The sequence below is a fragment of the Chromobacterium sp. LK11 genome (genome assembly GCF_001043705.1).
Taxonomy (GTDB): Bacteria; Pseudomonadota; Gammaproteobacteria; order Burkholderiales; family Chromobacteriaceae; genus Chromobacterium; species Chromobacterium alkanivorans.
In genome coordinates this window covers 109808-131222 of the sequence record NZ_LDUR01000003.1, presented here as the reverse complement: position 1 = coordinate 131222, position 21415 = coordinate 109808, and the positions used below count along the sequence as shown (strand labels likewise).

Genomic DNA, 21415 nt, shown 5'->3' with positions numbered 1-21415 from the left:
GTTGAAAACGACTTCGAAATGCTCATGTACCGTGTGTACACTCCGCTTTCTCAGCCGTTTTCGCCTTGTCTCGCCTTAGCTCGCGAGATCGTAAACACTTTCTGAGTCTGGATGAAAGAAACGGTCGCCTTTGGCGGCCGTTTTTGTTTGCGCCGGCGGCGCTTGAAAACGGTTTGATCCAGACCAAGGTCGGGCGGCGAACCGTCGCCTATGCTCGGCGGCACACCCTTATTGTCCTGCCGGCATGCTGACCGAATTTTCATTGATCCTGACCTTGTTGCAGCAGATGTGCGTTTACCTGGTAATTGCCTATCTCCTGTCCAAGACGCCGCTGTTCATTCCGCTGACCCAGGTCACCATCCGCCTGCCGCACAAGCTGGTGTGCTATCTGGTGTTCTCGGTGTTCTGCGTGATGGGCACTTATTTCGGCCTGCACATTGACGATTCCATCGCCAACACCCGCGCCACCGGCGCGGTGCTGGGCGGCATGCTGGGCGGGCCGTGGGTGGGACTGGCGGTGGGCTTCACCGGCGGTTTGCATCGTTATTCGCTGGGCGGGGTCACCGCCGGCGCCTGCATGGCGTCCACCATGGCCGAAGGCCTGCTGGGCGGGCTGGTGCACCGTTATTTCGTGCGGCGCGGCCAGGTGGGGCGGGTGTTCGACCCGCTGGCGGTGGCCGCGGTGGCGCTGCTGGCCGAATGCCTGCAGATGTTGATTCTGCTGGCGGCGGTCAAGCCCTTCGCCGCCGCCTGGCATCTGGTGCGCAGCATCGCGCTGCCGATGATGATAGCCAACACCCTGGGCGCGGCCATGTTCATGCGCATCCTGCTGGACCGGCGCGCGCTGGCGGAGAAGTATTCCTCCGCCTTCTCCTCCAAGGCGCTGCAGATCGCCGCCCGCGCCGAGGGCGTGCTGCGCCACGGTTTCGACCGCGACAACTGCATGACCATGGCGCGCATCCTGTACGAGGAGCTGGGCGTGGGCGCGGTGGCGCTGACCGATCGCGAACGGCTGCTGGCCTTCATCGGCGCCGGCGCCGACCACCACCTGGCCGGCACGCCCATCACCTCGCCGCTGACCCAGCGCGCCATCGCCGCCAACCAGGTGGTGTACGCCGACGGCAACGAGACGCCGTACCGCTGCTCCATCAGCCCGGCCTGCAAGCTGGGCTCCTCGCTGGTGATCCCGCTGCGCGGCGAGGACGAGCGGGTAATCGGCACCATTAAGCTGTACGAGACGCGCAACAAGCTGTTTTCCGGCATCAACCTGACCCTGGGCGAGGGCATCGCCCGGTTGCTGTCCAATCAGATCCTGCAAGGCAAGTACGAGCAGCAGAAACAGCTGTTGGCCCAGACCGAGATCAAGCTGCTGCACGCCCAGGTCAATCCGCATTTCCTGTTCAACGCGCTCAACACCCTGTCCGCGGTGATACGCCGCAACCCGGAGCACGCGCGCCAGCTGGTGCAATATCTGTCCACCTTTTTCCGCAAGAACCTGAAGCGTTCCAGCGAGATGGCCACGCTGGGCGACGAGATCGACCATGTCAGCGCCTATCTGCGCATCGAGGAGGCGCGCTTCGCCGGGCGGCTGCAGGTGGAGATAGAAGCGCCGGAGGCCGCGCGCCGGGCCGAGCTGCCGGCGTTTTCCCTGCAGCCGCTGGTGGAGAACGCGATCAAGCACGGCACCTCGCAATTGCTGGAACCGGGCCGCATCCGCATCGCCGCCCGCTGCGACGCACAAGGCCTGCGGGTGACGGTGGAGGACAACGCCGGGCTCTACCGCAAGCCGGAGCATAGCGACGGCCTGGGCATGTCGCTGGTGGACCGCCGCATCCGCGCCCGTTACGGCGAGGCCTACGGGGTGGCGGTGGACTGCGCGCCGGAGCTTTACACCCGGGTCAGCCTGTTGCTGCCCTGCCGCTGTCCGCGGGCGGACGAACAGCGCGCCGGAGCGGCGGCGTGAGCGCGGCCGGCCTGCCCAGCGCGCTGCTGGTGGACGACGAGCCGCTGGCGCGCGACGAATTGCGCCAGCTATTGCTGGCCGCTGGCGGCCTGGACATCGTCGGCGAGTGCGGCAACGCGGTGGAGGCCATCGCCTTCATCCATCGCCGCAAGCCGGACGTGGTGTTTCTGGACATCCAGATGCCGCGCATCAGCGGCCTGGAAATGCTGGCGATGCTGGACCCGGAAGCCATGCCGCAAGTGGTGTTCGTCACCGCCTACGACGCCTACGCGTTGCAGGCCTTTGAAGAGCACGCCTGCGACTACCTGCTGAAGCCGGTGGACCCGGCGCGGCTGGCCAAGACCCTGGCGCGGCTGCGCCAGCGCGCCAGGCCGCCGGAGGCGATGCGAGCCCTGGCGCCGCTGAACCTGATTCCCTGCCAGGGCGTCAACCGCATCGTGCTGTGCCGCTTGGAGGAGGTGGCCTACGTCTGCTCCCGGCTCAGCGGCGTGTACGTGGTGGACGCCGCCGGCGCGGAGCGTTTCACCGAGCTGACGCTGCGCACGCTGGAAGAGCGCACGGATCTGTTCCGCTGCCACCGGCAATACCTGGTGCGCTTGTCGGCGATACGGGAAATCCTGTTCGGCGACAACGGCGTGGCCACCGTCTGCACGCTGGACGGCCACAGCCTGCCGGTCAGCCGCCGCTATCTGAAGCCCTTGAAGGACGCGCTGGGCATCGCGAGCTAGTGGCCCGCCCGTCCGAATGCGCCGCGCATCCCCCGCCGGTGTGCTAAACCTCAGTCCAGGGGGAGACATTCGATGACAAAACCAATACTGCTGTGCGCGGCCTGGGCGCTGGGCTGCGCGCCCGGCCTGCTCCACGCCTGCAACGGCACGGCGACCCAGGACAGTTCGCCGAACATCACCCGGCCGGACCTGCACGGCATTGCCGTCTTCCTGCCGCAATTGCTGGAGAACAATCAGAACAGCCCGTTCGCCGAACTGCTCTACGTGGTGGCCAGGCATTACAAGGAAGGCAAGATCAGCTTCAGCATCGAGCCGGTCAAGCGCGTCTACATGGACACCAACGACAAGAACGCGGACTTCCGTTTTCCCATCATGAAAGTGCGCGAAGGCGCCGACGACGCCACGCCCTACCAGTTCACCAAGGAGATGCTGGGCAAGGTCACTTTCGTGCTCTACACCCACAAGACCAAGCCGTTGGACAAGGAAGACGTGCTGCGCATGGCCAATCTGGCCAAATACAATATCGAGGCGCCGCCGGTGAACTGGGGCTTTCCCAGCAAGAGCGTGGTCAATCTGGAGCTGTCGCTGAAAAAGCTGAACCTGGGCCGGGTGGACGGAGTGTTGTGGGCGCAGGAGGAGGCGGATTACCTGGTGCGCAAGTTCAAGCTGAACAATATCCGCCGCGCCCGCTTCGACGACTACCCGGACGTGTTCTTCCTCAACTGCAACCGCCGCGGCGATTTCGTCCACCAGGCGCTGAACCGGGCCATCCGCGCCGCGCGCGCCAGCGGCGAACTGCAGAAAGCCTATGCCAAGGTGCATAAGCCGTATCAGGATTGGCAGCCCTGAGAACCTGTTTACGATCTGCTGCGCGTCGGCGATACGGCGTTGAAACCGAGCTCAAAATGCTCATGTACCACGCGTACATTCCGCTTTTTCGCTCGTTTTCGCCTTGTCTCGCCTTAGCTCGCGAGATCGTAAACACGTTCTGAGGGACTGTTCAAAGCCTGCTGCGCTTAGAACCTGTGTACGATCTGCCGCGCGTCGGTAGAGACATTGTGCGATGAGTGCCCGCTTCGAAATGCTCATGTACCACTTATACATTCCGCTTTCTCAGCCGGTTTCGCCTTGTCTCGCCCTTGCTCGCGAGACTTTGAACAGGCCTTGAGCGCCGCTCGCTCCGTTCTGGCCGCCGCTGGCGACGCCATGCTGCCGCTGAGCCGGTTTCCGCCACATGGAGGCCGCGCCCGCGCGTAAGTTCCGGGTAAGACTATCACCGGAGCTGACAAAAATGGATCACGCATTGACCTTCGTGATCGCCACCCTTTGCCTACTTGCCATCTGCTACCGCCTGTACGGGGTGTTCTTCACGCGCAAGGTATTGGGTGTCGATGATAGCGCCGTGACCCCGGCGCATGAATTGCAGGACGGCAAGGACTATGTGCCCACCAGCAAGTGGGTGGCGTTCGGCGGCCACTTCGCCGCCATCGCGGCGGCCGGCCCGCTGGTGGGGCCGGTGCTGGCCGCCCAGTACGGCTATCTGCCCAGCATGCTGTGGCTGTTGATAGGCTGTGTGATCGGCGGCGCTGTGCACGACACCGTGGTGCTGTTCGCCTCGATGAAACATCACGGCAAATCGCTGTCGGAAGTGGCCAAGACCGAACTCGGCCCCTGGGCCGGCTGGTGCACCGGCCTGGCCATGCTGTTCATCATCACCATCACCATGGCCGGCCTGTCCATGGTGGTGGTGCATGCGCTGGAGCGCAATCCCTGGGGCGCGTTCGCGGTGAGCATGACCATTCCCATCGCCATCGCCGTCGGCCTGTGGGAGCGCGTCACCGGCAGCATGAAGAACGCCAGCTATGTCGGCGTCGCCGCCATCATGGCCTGCGTGTTCGCCGGTCCTTACATCCAGGGCACCGCGCTGGGCGAACTGCTGACGCTGAAGGCGTCCACCGTGTCCTTGCTGCTGCCCGTCTACGCCTTCTTCGCCACCGCGCTGCCGGTGTGGATGCTGCTGACCCCGCGCGCCTGTCTGTCCAGCTTCATGAAGATAGGCGTGTTCGGCCTGCTGGTGGTGGGCGTGGTGTTCATCAACCCGCAAATCCAGTTCCCCGCCGTCACCCAGTTCATCCACGGCGGCGGCCCGGTGCTGGCCGGCCCGGTATGGCCGTTCATCTCCATCACCATCGCCTGCGGCGCCATTTCCGGCTTCCACGCCTTCATCGGCTCCGGCACCACGCCCAAGCAGATAGATCGCTGGAGCGACATCCTGCCGGTGGGCTTCGGCGCGATGCTGGCCGAATGCGTGGTGGGGGTGATGGCGCTGATCGCCGCCACCGCGCTGCACCCGGCGGATTACTTCGCCATCAACTCCGCGCCGGACGCCTTCGCCAAGCTGGGCATGCAGGTGGTGAACCTGCCGCAGCTGTCGCAGGAAATCGGCCTGGACCTGTACGGCCGCACCGGCGGCGCGGTGACGCTGGCGGTGGGCATGGCGGACATCTTCACCCGCATTCCCTGGTTCCATAATCTGGCGTCCTACTTCTTCCAGTTCATGGTGATGTTCGAAGCGGTGTTCATCCTCACCGCCATCGATTCCGGCACCCGCGTCGCCCGCTATCTGATTCAGGACTTCGTCGGCGACGCCTGGGCGCCGCTCAAGCGCACCGACTGGATGCCCGGCGCCATCGGCGCCTCGGTGGTGGCCTGCCTGCTGTGGGGCTATCTGCTGAACTCCGGCGACATCAATTCGGTGTGGGCGCTGTTTGGCGTGTCCAATCAGCTAATGGCTTCCATCGGCCTGATCATAGGCGCCACCATCATCCTGCGGCTGTCGCACAATCGCGCCTACATGATGACTTGCCTAGTGCCGCTGGCTTATCTCTACGTCACCGTCAACTACGCCGGCTACTGGATGATCAAGCACGTTTACCTGAACCCGGCGGCCAAGGGTTACAACCTGTTCAATGCCGCCATTTCCATCACCATGCTGGCGTTGGGCCTGGTGATCCTGCTGTCCGCCTGCCGCAAGTGGAGGGCGCTGCTGGCGCGCCCGGCGCCGGACGCGAGCCGGGAATTGGCCGCTGCCAAGGCTTGAGCTGAACAAAACAATGGGGTAAGACTTGGCCCGCTGGAAACAGCGGGCTTTTTTTGCGCCAGGGCCGTGAGAGCCTGTTTACGATCTTTCCGAGTGATGGCTCCAAGACATGGAATCCGCTGCGCGGATGATGATTTTCATTGCCGGGGCTGCCCGGCGAGCAGGGAGGAGATATTTGCTTGGCCAAATATCCCCTCCACCCCTAAAGGCCACCCTGCAAGCCAGGCCTGCGGCTTCCCGCCGGGTCCCGCCAGGCCCGAGGCGCGGCTGAACTCGCAGCGCGCTACCGTCGCGCTGCTCGAACAAGCAGCCGCTTAAGACCTCGGACCTGCCACCCGACGGCAGGCTTGAAGGGACCCAGGGCGCGTCGAATACGCGACTTCCTGTGTACCAAACCGTGTTTCAAGTACAGACAAAAGATCGTAAACAGGCTCTCAGGGCCTGGCGGATGTCAGCGCTTGGTAACGTAGTCGGGCAGAGCGCTGATCTTCTTCTCGTAGTCCGGCACATTGATAGGCCGCACACTGTTGTTGCCCTGAATCATCGACGGAATCGCCACCGCGTGTTCGGCCAGATCCCAGCCCAGGATGGTTTCATCCGGCTCGCCGGGGTCTTGCGGCCCGGTGATCGATTCATAGCCCAAGACGCTGTTCAAGGTGACGTTGCGGCCCAGCAGGCGGCTGATCTCCCTGAGCGCCGCGGCCTCGTCGTTGAGTGGCTGGCTGGTGCGGAACAGGCGGGAGAGGGCGGCTCTGGGCACGTAGACGCGCATCATGATGCCGGTGGCGCCGGAGTCGTTGTCCAGTGCGTAGCCGTAGGCGACTTCCGGATTGCCGGCGATATAGAGGCCGCGCCAGATCGGTTGCAGCTCCTGGGAGCGGCGGGTGATGCCACCGGTGACGATGCTTGTGGCGGCGGCGAGGGAACCGCCGTGATAGCCGGCAAAGACATAGCCCTGGTCCAGCAGCCGCTGATGGGTGGCCTGCAGACGTTCCTGGTTCCAGTTGCGGGTGGTGCCGTTGGCGAGGAATTCCACCGGCTCGCCCGGCGCGAAGAAGCTGGCGCCGGGGTGGTACTCGCGGTTGACGTGAGCGCCGTCGGCGTTGGCGGCGGCGCAAGGCTCGCTATCGGCCGGGCAGGTCAGCGACAGCACGTCCGCTCTTTGCGCGTCGTCGGCGCTGGCGCCGGCGTGGTTGGCGCGGTAGGCGTTCAAGCGCGCCTCCGCCTCGGCCAGGCCTTCGCGGGCCATTTCCGGCGTTTCGCGCACCGCGGTGCCCAGCTGTGCCAGCGCCTCCGGATCTTGCGCGCCGCTGACCGGGCGGGAATGGATCAAGTCATCGACCACCTGGCGGAAGCGATCGAAGGACAGCCGGGTGGCGATGTATAGCCCGACGATGTTTTCCACCCGGAAGCCGCAAGCGGACAGTTCTTCCCAGCCCCTGGGCTGGCGGCTGCGGGCCAGCGACTCCAGCGGAATGCCGCAGACGCGGTGGGCGGACAGCGCGCCCAGCGCGTTTTCCTTGCTGAAGTGCACCCGGTGTTGGATGGGCGCTTTGGCCAGCGGCTTGAATTCATTGATCTGCGGCTTGCCGGCCACCACCTTGTACAGCGCGCCTTCCCAGGTCTTGTTCAACTGGCAGCGGTTTTGGGTGACGTAGTTGTAGATGGCGTCCAGCGGGTCCAGCCAGCACAGCAGGATGCCGCTATGCCATTCGCTCCAGCGCTTTTGGCGGTTGTGCTGCGCTGGCGCGGCGGTGTAGCCCACGCCCGGCCAAGACAGGATGATGTCGTTCCTTGGATTGGCGGAGCTGAACGCCAGCTTGGCCTTGTCCGGCCAGCGCGCCAGCGCGGCGTCGTCCAGGTCCACGCTGTACAGCGGCGAGTGATCGACGATCTTCTTATTGCTGTCCATGTCCATGATGAACAGCTTGATGCTGGTGGGCGCGTCTTTGCCGATGGGCACCGCCCAATTCAGCGTGAACCATTCGGTGCGGCGCTTATGGGTGAATTTCTTGACCTTGCCGTCCGGGGTGGCCAGTTCAATGGTCAAGGTGCCCGGCGCGTGACCGGTGCCTTGGCCGTCGTTGATCCGGACCTTGGCGAAATCGTCGATCTTGATGGTGGCGCTGTTATTGGCGGCGGTGGTGAAACGGTCTTGCACGAACATCGAGTAATACAGCACGCCTTCGTCCGGCGACGGGGTGATTTGCAGCGGCAACGAGGTGCTGATGAATTTGCCCGGTTCCGCCGGCGAGAGAATGCAGTTGTCCGCGCATTGTTTGAAGATTTCGAAATCGGTTTTGATGACGGAACTGGCGGCCTGTTTGAAACTGGCGGTCTGCGCCGTTCCGGCGGCAAAGGGGCTGGCTTCGTCGGTTTCGCACGCGGACAATAAGGGAATCAGGCCCGCGGCAAGGGCAAGGCTTTTATACAATCGCATATGGCGCTCCTAAGTGATGGAATGAAGCGAGCGAGCCATTGTTGTGATCATTTTTTTAAATGATTGAATTTTATATTTACAGTATTCCGGTGTTTGTTTTTTGAGGTCAATGGTAAATAATTACAGTTCTATGTCATTGATTTTGATTGGTAAATTGTTTTTTAGGAAAGTATTGAATAAAGATAATTTTGTAAGGACTTTATTGTTTTTTCTATTGGTTAGATGGGTGGGAGTTTAAATGTGGATGGCATTTTATTGGCCGCAGTTTTTTTTATTGCGGGGAGGGAATGGAAAGCGGAATGGCGATGTGGTTTCAATCCGACCGCCCTGGCTTGACGTAATGCGCCGGTGTGCCAACAATTTCCGTCTGCGTGCCGTTGCGGCATTGTCAGTGTCGGCGTAGGCGTTAATGGCGGGCGCTGGCGGGGAGCTTCTTCGTGGGCTGCCGGTTCCAAGATGCCGGTCTGTCAACCCTGCCAGGCGTCTGCCGCCTCCATTCTGCGTTGTCTTGAGGTATCCGCCTGACTTGCCAACCGACTCTGTCAGCCGTCGTGTGGCATCGTTAATGTCGGAGCACGAGTCAATGGCGGGCGCTGGCGGGGAGTCCTCGCGGGCTGCCGGCTCCAAGATGCCGGTCTGCTAACCCCGCCAGATGCCTGTCGCTCCCGCTTGGCTGTCCAGGATGGAGCCTGTCGGGTGACAAATATTCGGGATGTCTTGTCTGTGTTGGTACACGCGTCAATGGCAGGCGCTGGCGGGGAGCCCCTTCGTGGGCTGCCGGTTCCGATATGCCGGTCTGCTAACCCTGTCAGCTGCCTGCCGTTCCATTTACGGTATTTATTGGGAGAGGAATGCCTGAGAAGGCTAAGCTGCGGACCGCGCTGCCTTGACTTATCCATCTCGCTCGCCAACAATCCCCGCGTGCCGTCGTAAATCTCGGCACAAGTGGGTTTGACAGCTCCTAAAGTATATCGGCAGACACTGCCGCCTTCGTGCGGCAATGTCTGTGTCGGCGCACGCGTAAATGGCAGGTGCCGGCAGGGAGCCCCTGCGTGGGCTGCCGGTTCCGATATGCCGGTCTGTCAACCCTGTCAGGTGCCTGCCGCTCCCGTTTGACAGCGGGAAGCAGGTGTAGCCCATATCGGAGACGTCATCATGATTGATTCGAATCGCGTTCCGCGAACCTCGTTTTCCCTTGACCCTGACCCGCTGAGCGTTGCTTATCGCCACGTTTAAGCGCTGAGTCCCCTTGCTGTATCCCCTCGGCCCGTATGTCGTCACGCCGCATGGCAAGACGGTGGCGGCGCCTTGGCCGGGGTAGGCGAGCGTCTCAATAGCGCGCTGGCTGGGCATGGCAAGGGCCTTGGGCAAATATCAGCGGCCGTCGGCTTTCTCCGCGTGGGTATCGCTGCGCTCCACCCACCCTACCCATGGGGTGTAGCGCGAGGCGTCAGTCCGTAGGGTGGGTAGAGCCATCGGCGATACCCACCTGCAGCGGCTTCGGGAGCCCGCCGACAGCCGGTCTTGAACCGGCCCTCAACGCACAAACCGCAGCGGCAGGCCCTGGCAGTCCGGCTGGATGCGGCCCTGGAACCAGGCCAATTGGCCGGAAACGATGGTGGCGCTGACCGCGTGGCGGAAGGCCAGGTGCGGGAACGGGGTCCAGCCGCAATGGGCCAGCAGCGGGTCATGGCAGACCGGACGCGGCGCCGGCAGGGGTTCCACCAGCGTCAGATCGGCCCAATAGCCTTCGCGCAGATGGCCGCGTTCGGCGATGGCGAAGCGTTGGGCCACTGCGTGGCTGGTCTTGTCCACCAGTTGCGGCAGCGTCAGTTCGCCGTCGGCCACCAGTTCCAGCAGCGCCGGCAGCGCGTGCTGGACCAGCGGCAGGCCGGCCGGGGCTTGGGTGTAGGGCTGCTGTTTTTCCTCCCAGGTGTGCGGCGCGTGGTCGGTGCCTATCAGATCGATGCGGCCGTCGCGCAGCGCCTGGCGCAGCGCGTCGCGGTCGGCGCGGCTCTTGATCGCCGGATTGCATTTGATCAAGTGGCCCAGGCGGGCATAGTCGCCGTCGTCCAGCAGCAGGTGGTGGACGCAGGCTTCGGCGGTGATGCGCTTGCCGGCGACGGGGCCGGGCTGGAACAACTCCAGTTCGCGCGCGCTGCTCAGGTGCAGCACATGCAGCTGGCTGCCGTGGCGCCGCGCCAGATCCACCGCCAGCCGGGTGGATTGGTAGCAGGCTTCGACGTCGCGGATCAGCGGGTGCTGGTCCGGCGGGATGTCGTCGCCGAAGCGCAGCCGCCAGGCGGCTTCGCGTTCGCGGATGCGCGGCGTGTGTTCGCAGTGGGTGAGGATGGGCAGCGGGCAGGCGGCGAACAGCCGTTCCAGCGCGGCCGGGTCGTCCAGCAGCAGGTCGCCGGTGCTGGCGCCCATGAACACTTTGACGCCGGCGGCGCGGTTGGGCGGCAGCGCGGCGATCAGGTCCAGATTGTGGCGGGTGGCGCCCAGGTGGAAGCCGTAATTGGCCACCGAGCCGGCGGCGGCACGGCTTTCCTTGCCCGCCAGCGCCTCCAGGCTGGTGGTGGCCGGCCGGGTGTTGGGCATGTCCATGAAGCTGGTGATGCCGCCGGCCACCGCGGCGCGGGACTCGCTGGCGATGCCGCCCTTGTGCGGCGCGCCGGGTTCGCGGAAGTGGACCTGGTCGTCGATCATGCCGGGCAGCAGCCATTGGCCGGCGGCGTCGATGTCGATGTCGCCGGGGCGGCCGGGCAGGCTGGCGTCAATGCGGCGGATGCGGCCGTTGCCGACGCGCAGGTCGGCTTCCCACTCGCGGCCGTCGCTGACCAGGCGGGCGTTGCGGATCAGGATGTCGCTCATTCAGAACTCGTTTTGCAGTGCTTTGTAGCCGCGCACCAGTTCGCTGTTGGCGCGCAGCACGTCTTCGGAGAATTCGGCGGCGGAGACGCTGGCCTTGGGCAGGCGCGCGGTGTCGCTGGCCGCGCCTATGCGTTCGGTGGAAGCGACGTAGCAGCCGGCCGGCAGCTCGCAGCCGTCCACCACCGCGTTGTGGCGCACCACGCAGCCGTCGCCGACGCGGCAGTTGAACAGCACGCTGTTGAAGCCGACGAAGACGCGTTCGCCCACGGTGCAGGGGCCGTGGATGATGGAGCGGTGGGCGATGGAGGTGTGCGCGCCGATGGCGACGGCTGCGCCGGCCTTGGAGTGGATGACCACACCGTCCTGGATATTGGAGTGGGAGCCGATGACGATGGCCTCCATTTCGCCGTTGACGTCCACTTCGTCGGCGCGGATCACCGCGTAGGGGCCGATGAAGACGTTGTCGTGGACGATGATCTTGCCGCAGAGGATGGCGGTTTTGTCGACGTAGGCGGATTCGGCGATTACCGGCAGGTGGCCGGAGGGGTTCTTGCGTATCAAGCGCTGCTCCCTGAGAGTGTGTTCACGATCTGCTGCGCTGCGGCGATACGGCGTTGAGAACATCTTCGAAATGCTCATGTACCAAATGTACATTCCGCTTTCTCAGCTGTTCTCAGCTGTTTTCGCCTTGTCTCGCTCTTGCTCGCGAGATCGTGGATAGATTATGAGAGTTGGCTGGCCGCCACCGCGTCGTGCGGGTGCAGGCTTTCCTGATGGCGGACGTCGACCCGGCTCAGGCCGTGGCCGGCCAGCGCCGCCCGCAGCCGGCGCGCGGCGTCTTCCACATACATCAGGTTGGCGCCGTTGAGGGCGGCGAAGGCTTGTTCGTCGGCGCGCTTGACCGCGGTTTGCACCGGGGTGGCCAGCGCTTGCTCGGCCAGATCTATGCGCGCCGCCAGCTCCCAGTCGGCGGCGTCGGCGGCGATATCGAAACGCAAGCGCGCCTGGCTGCGCTGGCTGTGCGGGGTGGCCAGGGTGGCGTGTTCCAGCAGCCAGTCGTAAACCGCGTCCGGCGTGGCCGCGCCGTCCTGTTGGCGGAAGGCGTCGGCGATCAGCCGGCGCGCCAGCGCGGCGGAGCAGGGGCAGGTGGAGGAGTAGGCGATTTCCACCTCGGCCCACAGTCGGCAGCCGTCGCCATCGAGTTCGGCGCCCAGCGCCGCCGGGTAGGCTTTCCAGCCGGACAGGCCCGGCGTGGCCAGCGCCGGGCGCTGGCACAAGAGTTCGAAGCGGAATTCGGCGCGGGCGGCGTCGCTGCCGCAGTCGGCGTGGCTGTCCACCATCTCTTGCAGCAGCCGGCTGAGGGCGGCCGGGCTCAGCGGCGCGGCGTCGGCGTGGGGTTGCAGCAAGCTGTAGAGCCGGGACATGTGGATGCCCTTGATCGCCGGACGGGGCAGGTTGACTTGCACGCTGGCGCGGGCGGCGACACGGCCGTGGGCGGCGTCCGCCAGCCGCAGCGGCAGCGCGATGCCGTCCATGCCCACCCAGTTCAAGGGCAAGAGCGCGGCGGCGGCGCCGCTGCGCGCGATGTCGGGCAGCGGGGCGTTCATGCGGCGTCCTCGGCGGCGCTTTCCAGAGGCGGGAACGGGTCCGGCAGCAGCACCCAGGCGGCCGGGCCGGCGGCCATTTCGGCCTCGTCCAGCAGGCAGTTGTCCAGTTGCCGGCGCAGTTCGGCTTCGTCCATGGCGATGCCGATCAGCACCAGTTCCTGGCGCGCGTCGCCGATGACGTCCTGCCAGTGGCTTTCGATCTGGCGCAGGCTGTCCTCGTCCTGCGGCCAGTATTCGCGCGGGGTGGCGGCCCACCATTGGCCGGCCAGTTCGTGGCGGCACACCGCGCCGGCCTGCGACCACAGCTGGGCGTGGGCAGGGCGGCTGGCCAGCCAGAAGTAGCCCTTGGAGCGCAGCACGCCCGGCCATTCCCGCTGTGCCAGTTCAAAGAAGCGCTGCGGGTGGAAGGGGCGGCGCGCGCGGTAGACGAAGCTGGCGATGCCGTATTCCTCGGTTTCCGGCGTGTGCTCGCCGCGCAGCTCGCTGAGCCAGCCGGGGGCGTCGGCGGCGGCGTCGAAGTCGAACAGGCCGGTGTTGAGCACCGCGTCCAGCGGCACTTGGCCGAAGCGGGCTTCGACGATGCGGGCGCGCGGATTGAGCTGGCGCAGAATGCCGGCCAGCCGCTCCTGGTCCGCGGCGTCGATCAGATCGGTCTTGTTGAGCACGATCACGTCGCAGAACTCCACTTGTTCGACCAACAGATCCGCCACCGTGCGCTCGTCGGCCTCGCCCAGCGATTCGCCGCGCTGCCGCAGATGGTCGCGCGAGGCGTAGTCGCGCAGGAAGTGACAGGCGTCCACCACGGTGACCATGGTGTCCAGCCGCGCCGAGTCGGCCAGGCTGCGGCCCTGCTCGTCGGCGAAGGTGAAGGTTTCCGCCACTGGCAGCGGTTCGGCGATGCCGGTGGATTCGATCACCAGTTGGTCGAAACGGCCTTCGTCCGCCAGCCGCGACACTTCCAGCAGCAGGTCTTCTCGCAGGGTGCAGCAGATGCAGCCATTGCTCATCTCCACCAGTTTTTCCTCGGTGCGCGACAGCGCGGCGCCGCCTTCGCGCACCAGGGCGGCGTCGATATTGACCTCGCTCATGTCGTTGACGATCACCGCCACGCGGCGGCCTTCGCGGTTGTTGAGGATGTGGTTGAGCAAGGTGGTCTTGCCGGCGCCGAGGAAGCCGGACAGCACGGTGACCGGCAGTCTGGCGTCTAGCGGGGCGGAGGAGGAGGGCGTGGGCGTCATGGCATGGGTCCGATTGAGTGATGACGATACGGGTGGCGAAGGCCTTTGGTTCTTCGCAATTTTGTTATGTTATAACATTTTATTTTTCGGCGGCAAGGATCGAATATCGCCACTAGTTCTTTCTGGCTAGTTCTTCTCGCCAAAGTACTAACCGCGACTAGTGCCAATGCGCCGCCCGGCGTCGACCTTCGGCGAATGTCGATGCTTGTCGCTAGGTTCTAAGCTTGCAATCAAGTGAAAAGGTCCGTTTCCCCCGGTGGCTGGAGCCGCCGGCCCGCGCGGCGCGGACCCCGATATTTGGAGGCAAGATGAGTCACTTTCTCGACCGTTTGAATTTCCTGGGCAAGACCCGCTCCACCTTTGCCAATGGTCATGGCGCCGTCGTCAACGAGGATCGCGGTTGGGAAAACGCCTACCGCCAGCGCTGGCAGCACGACAAGGTGGTGCGCTCCACCCACGGCGTGAACTGCACCGGTTCCTGTAGCTGGAAGGTGTATGTGAAGAACGGCCTGATCACCTGGGAAACCCAGCAGACCGATTACCCGCGCACCCGGCCGGACCTGCCCAATCACGAACCGCGCGGCTGCCCGCGCGGCGCGTCCTACAGCTGGTACGTCTACTCCGCCCAGCGCGTCAAATACCCGATGATCCGCGGCCGGCTGGCCAAATTGTGGCGCGAGGCGCGCCAGACCCTGAGCCCGGTGGAGGCCTGGGAAAAGATCAGCCAGACGCCGGAGCTGGCCAAGCAGTACAAGTCCAAGCGCGGCCAGGGCGGTTTCGTGCGCGCCAGCTGGGACGAGGCCAACGAGATCGTGGCCGCCGCCAACGCCTTCACCATCAAGAAATACGGCCCGGACCGGGTGGTGGGCTTCTCGCCGATCCCGGCGATGTCCATGGTGTCCTACGCCGCCGGCAGTCGCTACCTCAGCCTGATCGGCGGCGTGCCGCTGTCCTTCTACGACTGGTACTGCGATTTGCCGCCGGCCAGCCCGCAGACCTGGGGCGAGCAGACCGACGTGGCCGAATCCGCGGACTGGTACAACTCCACTTATCTGATGGTGTGGGGCTCCAATGTGCCGATGACCCGCACCCCGGACGCCCACTTCTACACCGAGGTGCGCTACAAGGGCACCAAGACGGTGGCGGTGTCCAGCGACTTTGGCGAAATGGCCAAGTTCGGCGACATCTGGATGGCGCCCAAGCAGGGCACCGACGCCGCGCTGGCGATGGCGATGGGCCATGTGATCTTCAAGGAATTCCACCTCGACAATCCGTCCGGCTACTTCACCGACTACATTCGCCGCTACACCGACATGCCGATGCTGGTGGCGCTGAAGCCAGACGGCGAGCGTTACATCCCCGATTACTTCCTGCGCGCCTCCCATCTGGAAGGAGGCCTGGGCGAAGACAACAACCCGGACTGGAAAACCCTGCTGATCGACGAGGCCAGCGGCGACATCGTCGCGCCCAACGGCTCCATCGGCTTCCGCTGGGGCCAGGCCGAGGGCAAGGCCGGCAAGTGGAACCTGGAGCAGAAGGACGGCGGCAACGGCCGCGAGGTGTCCGCCAAACTGTCGCTGATCAAGGACGGCGACGCGGTGGTGGGCGTGGGCTTCCCTTACTTCGGCGCCGAGCACGATGAACTGCTGACCCGCAATGTGCCGGCCAAGCGCATCCGCCTGGCCGACGGCAGCGAAACCCTGGTGGCCACGGTGTTCGACCTGATGGCGGCCAACTACGGCATAGACCGCGGCCTGGGCGGCGGCAACGTCGCCGTCGACTATATGGACGACGTGCCCTACACCCCGGCCTGGCAGCAAAAGCACACCGGCGTGAAGCCGGAACTGGTGATCCAGGTAGCGCGCGAGTTCGCGCAAAACGCGGATCAGACCCAGGGCAAATCCATGGTCATCGTCGGCGCAGCGCTGAACCACTGGTACCACATGGACATGACCTACCGCGGCATCATCAATATGCTGATGCTGTGCGGCTGCATCGGCCAGTCCGGCGGCGGCTGGTGCCACTACGTGGGCCAGGAAAAACTGCGCCCGCAAACCGGCTGGGCGCCGCTGGCCTTCGCCGGCGACTGGAACCGCCCGGCGCGGCAGATGAACGGCACCAGCTTCTTCTACGCCCACACCAGCCAGTGGCGGCATGAAAAACTGGGCGTCGGCGAAATCCTGGCGCCCACCGCCGACGGCCGCATGGCCGGCATGGCGCTGATCGATTACAACGCCAAGGCCGAGCGCATGGGCTGGCTGCCGTCCGCGCCGCAGCTGTCCGCCAACCCGCTGGAGGTGACCCGCGCCGCGGCCGCCGCCGGCCAGGACGCCGCCGCCTACGTGGTGGACGGCCTCAAGTCCGGCAAGCTGGACCTGGCCTGCAACGACCCGGACAACCCGCAGAACTTCCCGCGCAATATGTTTGTGTGGCGTTCCAACATCCTGGGCAGTTCCGGCAAGGGCCACGAATACTTCCTCAAATACCTGCTGGGCACCCAGAACGCGGTGCTGAATTCGGAAGACGACTGCATCAAGCCCACCGAAATCACCGTGCGCCCGGCGGCGGAAGGCAAGTTGGACCTGCTGGTGGTGCTGGACTTCCGCATGTCCACCACTTGCTTGTACGGCGATGTGGTGCTGCCCACCGCCACCTGGTACGAGAAGGACGACCTCAACACCTCGGACATGCACCCCTTCATCCACCCGCTGTCCGAAGCGGTGCAGCCCTTGTGGCAGTCCCGCACCGACTGGGAAATCTACAAGGGTTTCGCCAAGAAGCTGTCCGAGCTGGGCAAGGACTACCTGGGCGTGCAAAAGGACCTGGTGCTGACCCCGCTAATGCACGACACCCCGGAAGAACTGGGCCAGCCCTTCGATCCCAAGGACTGGAAAAAAGGTGAGTGCGAGCCGGTGCCGGGCAAGACCATGCCCAAGATGACGGTGGTGGAGCGCGACTACGGCGCGATCTACGACAAGTTCACCACCATTGGCCCCTTGCTGGAAAAAGCCGGCAATGGCGGCAAGGGCATCAGCTGGAAAACCGGCCATGAAGTGGACATTCTGCGCGGCCTGAACCAGGTGGCCAGCCAAGGCGCCGGCAAGGGCCAGCCCAAGCTGGAAACCGCGATCGACGCCGCCGAGATGATTCTGACCCTGGCGCCGGAGACCAACGGCCACGTGGCGGTGAAGGCCTGGGACGCGTTGTCCAAGATCACCGGCCGCGACCACACCCACCTGGCCAAGCCACGCGAGCACGACAGCATCCGCTTCCGCGACGTGCAGGCGCAGCCGCGCAAGATCATTTCCTCGCCCACCTGGTCCGGCCTGGAAAGCGAAGAAGTCAGCTACAACGCCGGCTACACCAATGTGCACGAGCTGATTCCCTGGCGCACCATCACCGGCCGCCAGCAGTTCTATCAGGATCACCAGTGGATGCGCGCCTTCGGCGAAGGCCTGTGCGTGTACAAGCCGGCGGTGGACCTGAAAACCACCCAGGCGGTGCTGGGCAAGCACGGCAACGGCAACCACGAATTGGTGCTGAACTTCCTGACCCCGCACCAGAAGTGGGGCATCCACAGCACGTACTCCGACAATCTGCGCATGCTGACGCTGAGCCGCGGCGGCCCGCACGTATGGCTGTCCGAGGACGACGCCAAGAAGGCCGGCATCGTGGACAACGACTGGATCGAGGTGTTCAACGTCAACGGCACGCTGACCGCTCGCGCCGTGGTGTCGCAGCGAGTGCCGCAGGGCATGACGCTGATGTACCACGCCCAGGAGAAGATTGTGAACGTGCCGGGCGCGGAAGTGTCCGGCAAGCGCGGCGGCATCCACAACTCGGTGACCCGCGCGGTGACCAAGCCCACCCACATGATAGGCGGCTACGCGCAGCTGTCCTGGGGCTTCAACTACTACGGCACCGTGGGCGCCAACCGCGACGAATTCGTGGTGGTGCGCAAGATGAACACAGTGGACTGGATGGATAGTCCGGCAGGAGAGCAACAATGAAAATCCGCGCTCAAATCGGCATGGTGTTGAATCTGGACAAGTGCATTGGTTGCCACACTTGTTCGGTCACCTGCAAGAACGTCTGGACCAGCCGCGACGGCGTCGAATACGCCTGGTTCAACAATGTGGAAACCAAGCCCGGCATCGGCTACCCCAAGGAATGGGAAAACCAGGAAAAATGGAAGGGCGGCTGGGTGCGCAAGCCCAACGGCAAGCTGGAGCCGCGTCAGGGCGGCCGGCTGAAAATCCTGGGCAATATCTTCGCCAACCCCAATATGCCGGCGATAGACGATTACTACGAGCCGTTCACCTACGACTACGAACATCTGCAGAACGCGCCGGAGATGAAGACGCCGCCCACCGCGCGGCCGGTGTCGGTGCTGACCGGCAAGAAGATGGACAAGATCGAATGGGGCCCCAACTGGGAGGACGATCTGGGCGGCGAATTCGCCAAGCGCAGCAAGGACGCCTTGTTTGAAGGCATCCAGAAGGAAATGTACTCGGCCTTCGAGAACACCTTCATGATGTATCTGCCGCGGCTGTGCGAACACTGCCTGAACCCGGCCTGCGTCGCCTCCTGTCCGTCCGGCTCCATCTATAAGCGCGAAGACGACGGCATCGTGCTGATAGACCAGGACAAATGCCGCGGCTGGCGCATGTGCGTGTCCGGCTGCCCGTATAAGAAGATCTATTACAACTGGACCTCCGGCAAGGCCGAGAAGTGCACCTTCTGCTACCCGCGCATCGAGGGCGGCCAGCCGACGGTGTGCTCGGAAACCTGCGTCGGCCGCATCCGCTACCTGGGCGTGCTCTTGTACGACGCCGACAAGATAGACGAAGCCGCCGCGGTGGAAGACCCGAAGAGCCTGTACGAGGCGCAGCTGGGCGTGTTCCTGGACCCGAACGCGCCGGAGGTGATCGCCGAGGCGCAGAAGCAGGGCATTCCGCAGAGCTGGATAGACGCCGCGCAGCGCTCCCCGGTCTACAAGATGGCGATGGAGTGGAAAGTGGCCTTCCCGCTGCACCCGGAATACCGGACCCTGCCGATGGTGTGGTACATCCCGCCGCTGTCGCCGATCCAGTCCGCGATGGAAAACGGCCTGATTGGCGAGAACGGCATCATCCCGGACGTCAAGGACCTGCGCATCCCCATCCAGTACCTGGCCAATCTGCTGACCGCCGGCAAGGAAGAGCCGGTGGTGAAGGCGCTGGAAACCATGGTGGCGATGCGGCGCTATATGCGCAAGAAGAGCGTGGAGAAGGTGTCGGACGCCGCCACCCTCAAGGGCACCCATCTGAATCCGGCCCAGGTGGAGGAGATGTACCAGGTGATGGCCATCGCCAATTACGAAGACCGCTTCGTGATTCCGTCCAGCCACAAGGAACTGGTGGAAAACACCTTCGAGGACAAGGCGTCCTGCGGCTTCACCTTCGGCAACGGCTGCTCCGGCGGCGAGTCCGAGGCCAGCTTGTTTGGCAAGAAGAAGGCCACCCCCATCGTGTTCCACGACATGCGGCGCGACCGCAAGTCCAATCCCGGCCAGTGAGGGAGAACGCCATGCGCATCTATCAAGCCTTATCCGCATTGCTGTGCTACCCGGAACCGGATCTGGTCGCGGCGGCGGACGACATCCGCGCCGAGGTGGCGGCCGAGCCGCGCATCGCCCGGCTGCTGGAACCGCTGCTGCTGTCCTTGGAGGGCGAGGATCTGATCACCCTGCAAGAACGCTATGTGCAGACCTTCGACCGCAACCCCAGCCATTCGCTGCATCTGTTCGAGCACATCCACGGCGAGGACCGCGCCCGCGGCCAGGCCATGGTGGACCTGCTGGCCGAGTACCAGGCCCAGGGCTTCGAGCCGGCGGGCAACGAGCTGCCGGACTACCTGCCGCTGTTCCTGGAGTTTCTGGCGCAGTGCCAGCCGGAGGAGGCCGCCCGGCTGCTCTCCGACGCGGTGCACGTGATCGCCCATGTGGCCGGCAAGCTGGCCGACAGTCACTCCCACTACGCCGGCGTGCTGCAGGGGCTAGTGCTGCTGTCGCCGGTGGCGCCGGAAGCGCTGACCGTGCCGCCGGTGCGCGACATGGACGAAATGCTGGAGACCTTCGGCCCCGGCGCGGACGGCGTGGAGCCGTTGCTGAAGCCGGCGCGGCCGGCCATCGCTCCGGTGAACTTTTACCCGCAGCGGCCGCAGGGCTGAATCCCGCTGCCAGGAGAGCAACATGAACTATCTGCACCAATTCGTATTCGGCATCTACCCCTACATCGCGCTGGCGGTGTTCCTGCTGGGCAGCCTGATCCGCTTTGACCGCGAGCAATACAGCTGGAAGAGCGAATCCTCGCAGCTGCTGTACCGCGGCCAGCTGCGGCTGGGCAACATCCTGTTCCACCTCGGCATCATCGGCCTGTTCTTCGGCCATCTGGTGGGCCTGCTGACTCCGGTGGCGGTATGGGACGCGCTGGGCGTCAGCCACAGCTTCAAGCAAGTGTTCGCGATGACGGCCGGCGGCATCATGGGCGGCCTGTGCCTGATCGGCATCCTGATCCTGCTGCACCGCCGCTTCACCTGCGACCGGCTGGCGGCCAACACCACCTGGCGCGACAAGCTGGTGTTGTTGTGGATTCTGGCCACTTTGCTGCTGGGCCTCAGCACCATCGCGGTGTCGGCGCAGCATCTGGACGGCCACGAGATGGTGTTGCTGATGAGTTGGGCCCAGCACATCGTCACCTTGCGCGGCGACGCGGCCTTCTTCATCGTCGACGCCTCGCCAGTGTTCAAGGCGCACTTGTTCATGGGCATGAGCTTGTTCGTGATCTTCCCGTTCACCCGCCTGGTGCACGTGTGGAGCGGCTTCGGTGCGGTGACCTATCTGGGCCGGGCCTGGCAGCTGGTGCGGCCGCGGGGTTGATCCGGCTGGTTTGCCTAGATTCAGCATGAGGTCGCGGCGGGGCATCCTTGGATGCTCCGCCGTTTTTCATGCCGTCCGGCTACATATAAATTCGAGAAGTTGTGAAGCGATAACAAGAGCGAACAATCCCTAACAATTCGAAACAACCGGCTGTCAACCAAACGGTTAAGCTGCCTCATCCGTTCAAATTCAGGAGTTAGCCGCATGAAACGCGCACTTGTCATCTTTTCGCTGAGCCTGGCCGGCCTGGCCTCCACCGCCATGGCGGACACTTCCACCATCGTCGGCGGCGCGCTGGGCGGCGCGGCCGGCGCGGCGGTGGGCGAGGCGGTGGGCGGCCGCAACGGCGCCATCATCGGCGGCGCGGTGGGCGGCGCCTCCGGCGCGGCCATCGGCCACGACTACGGCAAGCCGGCGGTGTCGGAACGCCGCGATGACGACGGCCGCCGCTACCGCAAGCACCGCCATCGTCACCACCGCGACAAGGGCTATTTCTGCCCGCCGGGCCAGGCCAAGAAAGGCCGCTGCTAAGCCGCCATCGCTGTC

The 21415-nt window shown here is 64.5% G+C and carries 14 protein-coding genes; 9 read left to right on the top strand and 5 right to left on the bottom strand.

Features of this window, described 5'->3' with window-relative positions; translation table 11 throughout:
- Positions 1 to 244 precede the first annotated feature (244 nt).
- From VK98_RS01925 to VK98_RS01910, 4 genes are all read left to right on the top strand, one after another.
- A complete protein-coding gene (locus tag VK98_RS01925; protein ID WP_048412424.1) occupies positions 245 to 1963 on the top strand; it encodes a sensor histidine kinase in 1719 nt (572 codons plus the stop codon).
- Positions 1960 to 2691 carry a two-component system response regulator BtsR gene (gene btsR, locus VK98_RS01920; RefSeq protein ID WP_231589189.1) on the top strand — a complete coding sequence of 244 codons (732 nt, stop codon included), beginning with the start codon at positions 1960 to 1962 and terminating at the stop codon, positions 2689 to 2691. Before VK98_RS01925 ends, btsR begins: the two co-directional genes overlap by 4 nt.
- A gap of 72 nt (positions 2692 to 2763) precedes the next feature.
- Positions 2764 to 3540: a hypothetical protein gene (locus VK98_RS22625; RefSeq protein ID WP_053077173.1), complete on the top strand. Its 777-nt coding sequence runs from the start codon at positions 2764 to 2766 to the stop codon at positions 3538 to 3540.
- Positions 3541 to 3982: 442 nt separating this feature from the next.
- The gene (locus VK98_RS01910) at positions 3983 to 5791 is read left to right on the top strand and encodes a carbon starvation protein A (protein WP_048412423.1); all 1809 of its coding nucleotides are present in this window, start codon (positions 3983 to 3985) and stop codon (positions 5789 to 5791) included.
- 451 nt (positions 5792 to 6242) lie between these two features.
- On the opposite strand, the gene VK98_RS01905 is transcribed toward VK98_RS01910, so the two are convergent.
- The 5 genes from VK98_RS01905 to zigA all read right to left on the bottom strand — a co-directional run bounded on the left by VK98_RS01905 (position 6243) and on the right by zigA (position 13950).
- Positions 6243 to 8231 (bottom strand): exotoxin A binding domain-containing protein, encoded by a 1989-nt coding sequence (locus VK98_RS01905; RefSeq protein WP_082158716.1) that lies wholly within the window; start codon positions 8229 to 8231, stop codon positions 6243 to 6245.
- Between the two features lie 1536 nt (positions 8232 to 9767).
- A complete protein-coding gene (locus tag VK98_RS01900) occupies positions 9768 to 11105 on the bottom strand; it encodes a dihydroorotase (RefSeq protein WP_048412422.1) in 1338 nt (445 codons plus the stop codon).
- Complete coding sequence (locus tag VK98_RS01895) at positions 11106 to 11666, bottom strand: carbonate dehydratase (protein ID WP_048412421.1); 561 nt, start codon at positions 11664 to 11666, stop codon at positions 11106 to 11108. It lies immediately after the preceding gene.
- 161 nt (positions 11667 to 11827) lie between these two features.
- Positions 11828 to 12712, bottom strand: coding sequence for a GTP cyclohydrolase FolE2 (gene folE2 / locus VK98_RS01890; RefSeq protein ID WP_048412420.1), 885 nt, complete (start codon positions 12710 to 12712; stop codon positions 11828 to 11830).
- Complete coding sequence (gene zigA, locus VK98_RS01885) at positions 12709 to 13950, bottom strand: zinc metallochaperone GTPase ZigA (RefSeq protein ID WP_048412419.1); 1242 nt, start codon at positions 13948 to 13950, stop codon at positions 12709 to 12711. Before zigA ends, folE2 begins: the two co-directional genes overlap by 4 nt.
- Positions 13951 to 14258: 308 nt before the next feature.
- On the opposite strand from zigA, the gene VK98_RS01880 reads away from it, so the two are divergent.
- The 5 genes from VK98_RS01880 to VK98_RS01860 all read left to right on the top strand — a co-directional run bounded on the left by VK98_RS01880 (position 14259) and on the right by VK98_RS01860 (position 21400).
- Positions 14259 to 17960, top strand: coding sequence for a nitrate reductase subunit alpha (locus tag VK98_RS01880; protein WP_048412418.1), 3702 nt, complete (start codon positions 14259 to 14261; stop codon positions 17958 to 17960).
- Positions 17957 to 19507, top strand: coding sequence for a nitrate reductase subunit beta (gene narH / locus VK98_RS01875; RefSeq protein WP_048412417.1), 1551 nt, complete (start codon positions 17957 to 17959; stop codon positions 19505 to 19507). Before VK98_RS01880 ends, narH begins: the two co-directional genes overlap by 4 nt.
- A gap of 11 nt (positions 19508 to 19518) precedes the next feature.
- Positions 19519 to 20160 (top strand): nitrate reductase molybdenum cofactor assembly chaperone, encoded by a 642-nt coding sequence (gene narJ / locus VK98_RS01870; protein ID WP_048412416.1) that lies wholly within the window; start codon positions 19519 to 19521, stop codon positions 20158 to 20160.
- Between the two features lie 22 nt (positions 20161 to 20182).
- On the top strand, positions 20183 to 20869 hold the full coding sequence (narI, locus tag VK98_RS01865) for a respiratory nitrate reductase subunit gamma (RefSeq protein ID WP_019102299.1): 687 nt from the start codon (positions 20183 to 20185) through the stop codon (positions 20867 to 20869).
- Positions 20870 to 21073: 204 nt separating this feature from the next.
- The gene (locus VK98_RS01860; RefSeq protein ID WP_048412415.1) at positions 21074 to 21400 is read left to right on the top strand and encodes a glycine zipper domain-containing protein; all 327 of its coding nucleotides are present in this window, start codon (positions 21074 to 21076) and stop codon (positions 21398 to 21400) included.
- Positions 21401 to 21415: the final 15 nt, after the last annotated feature.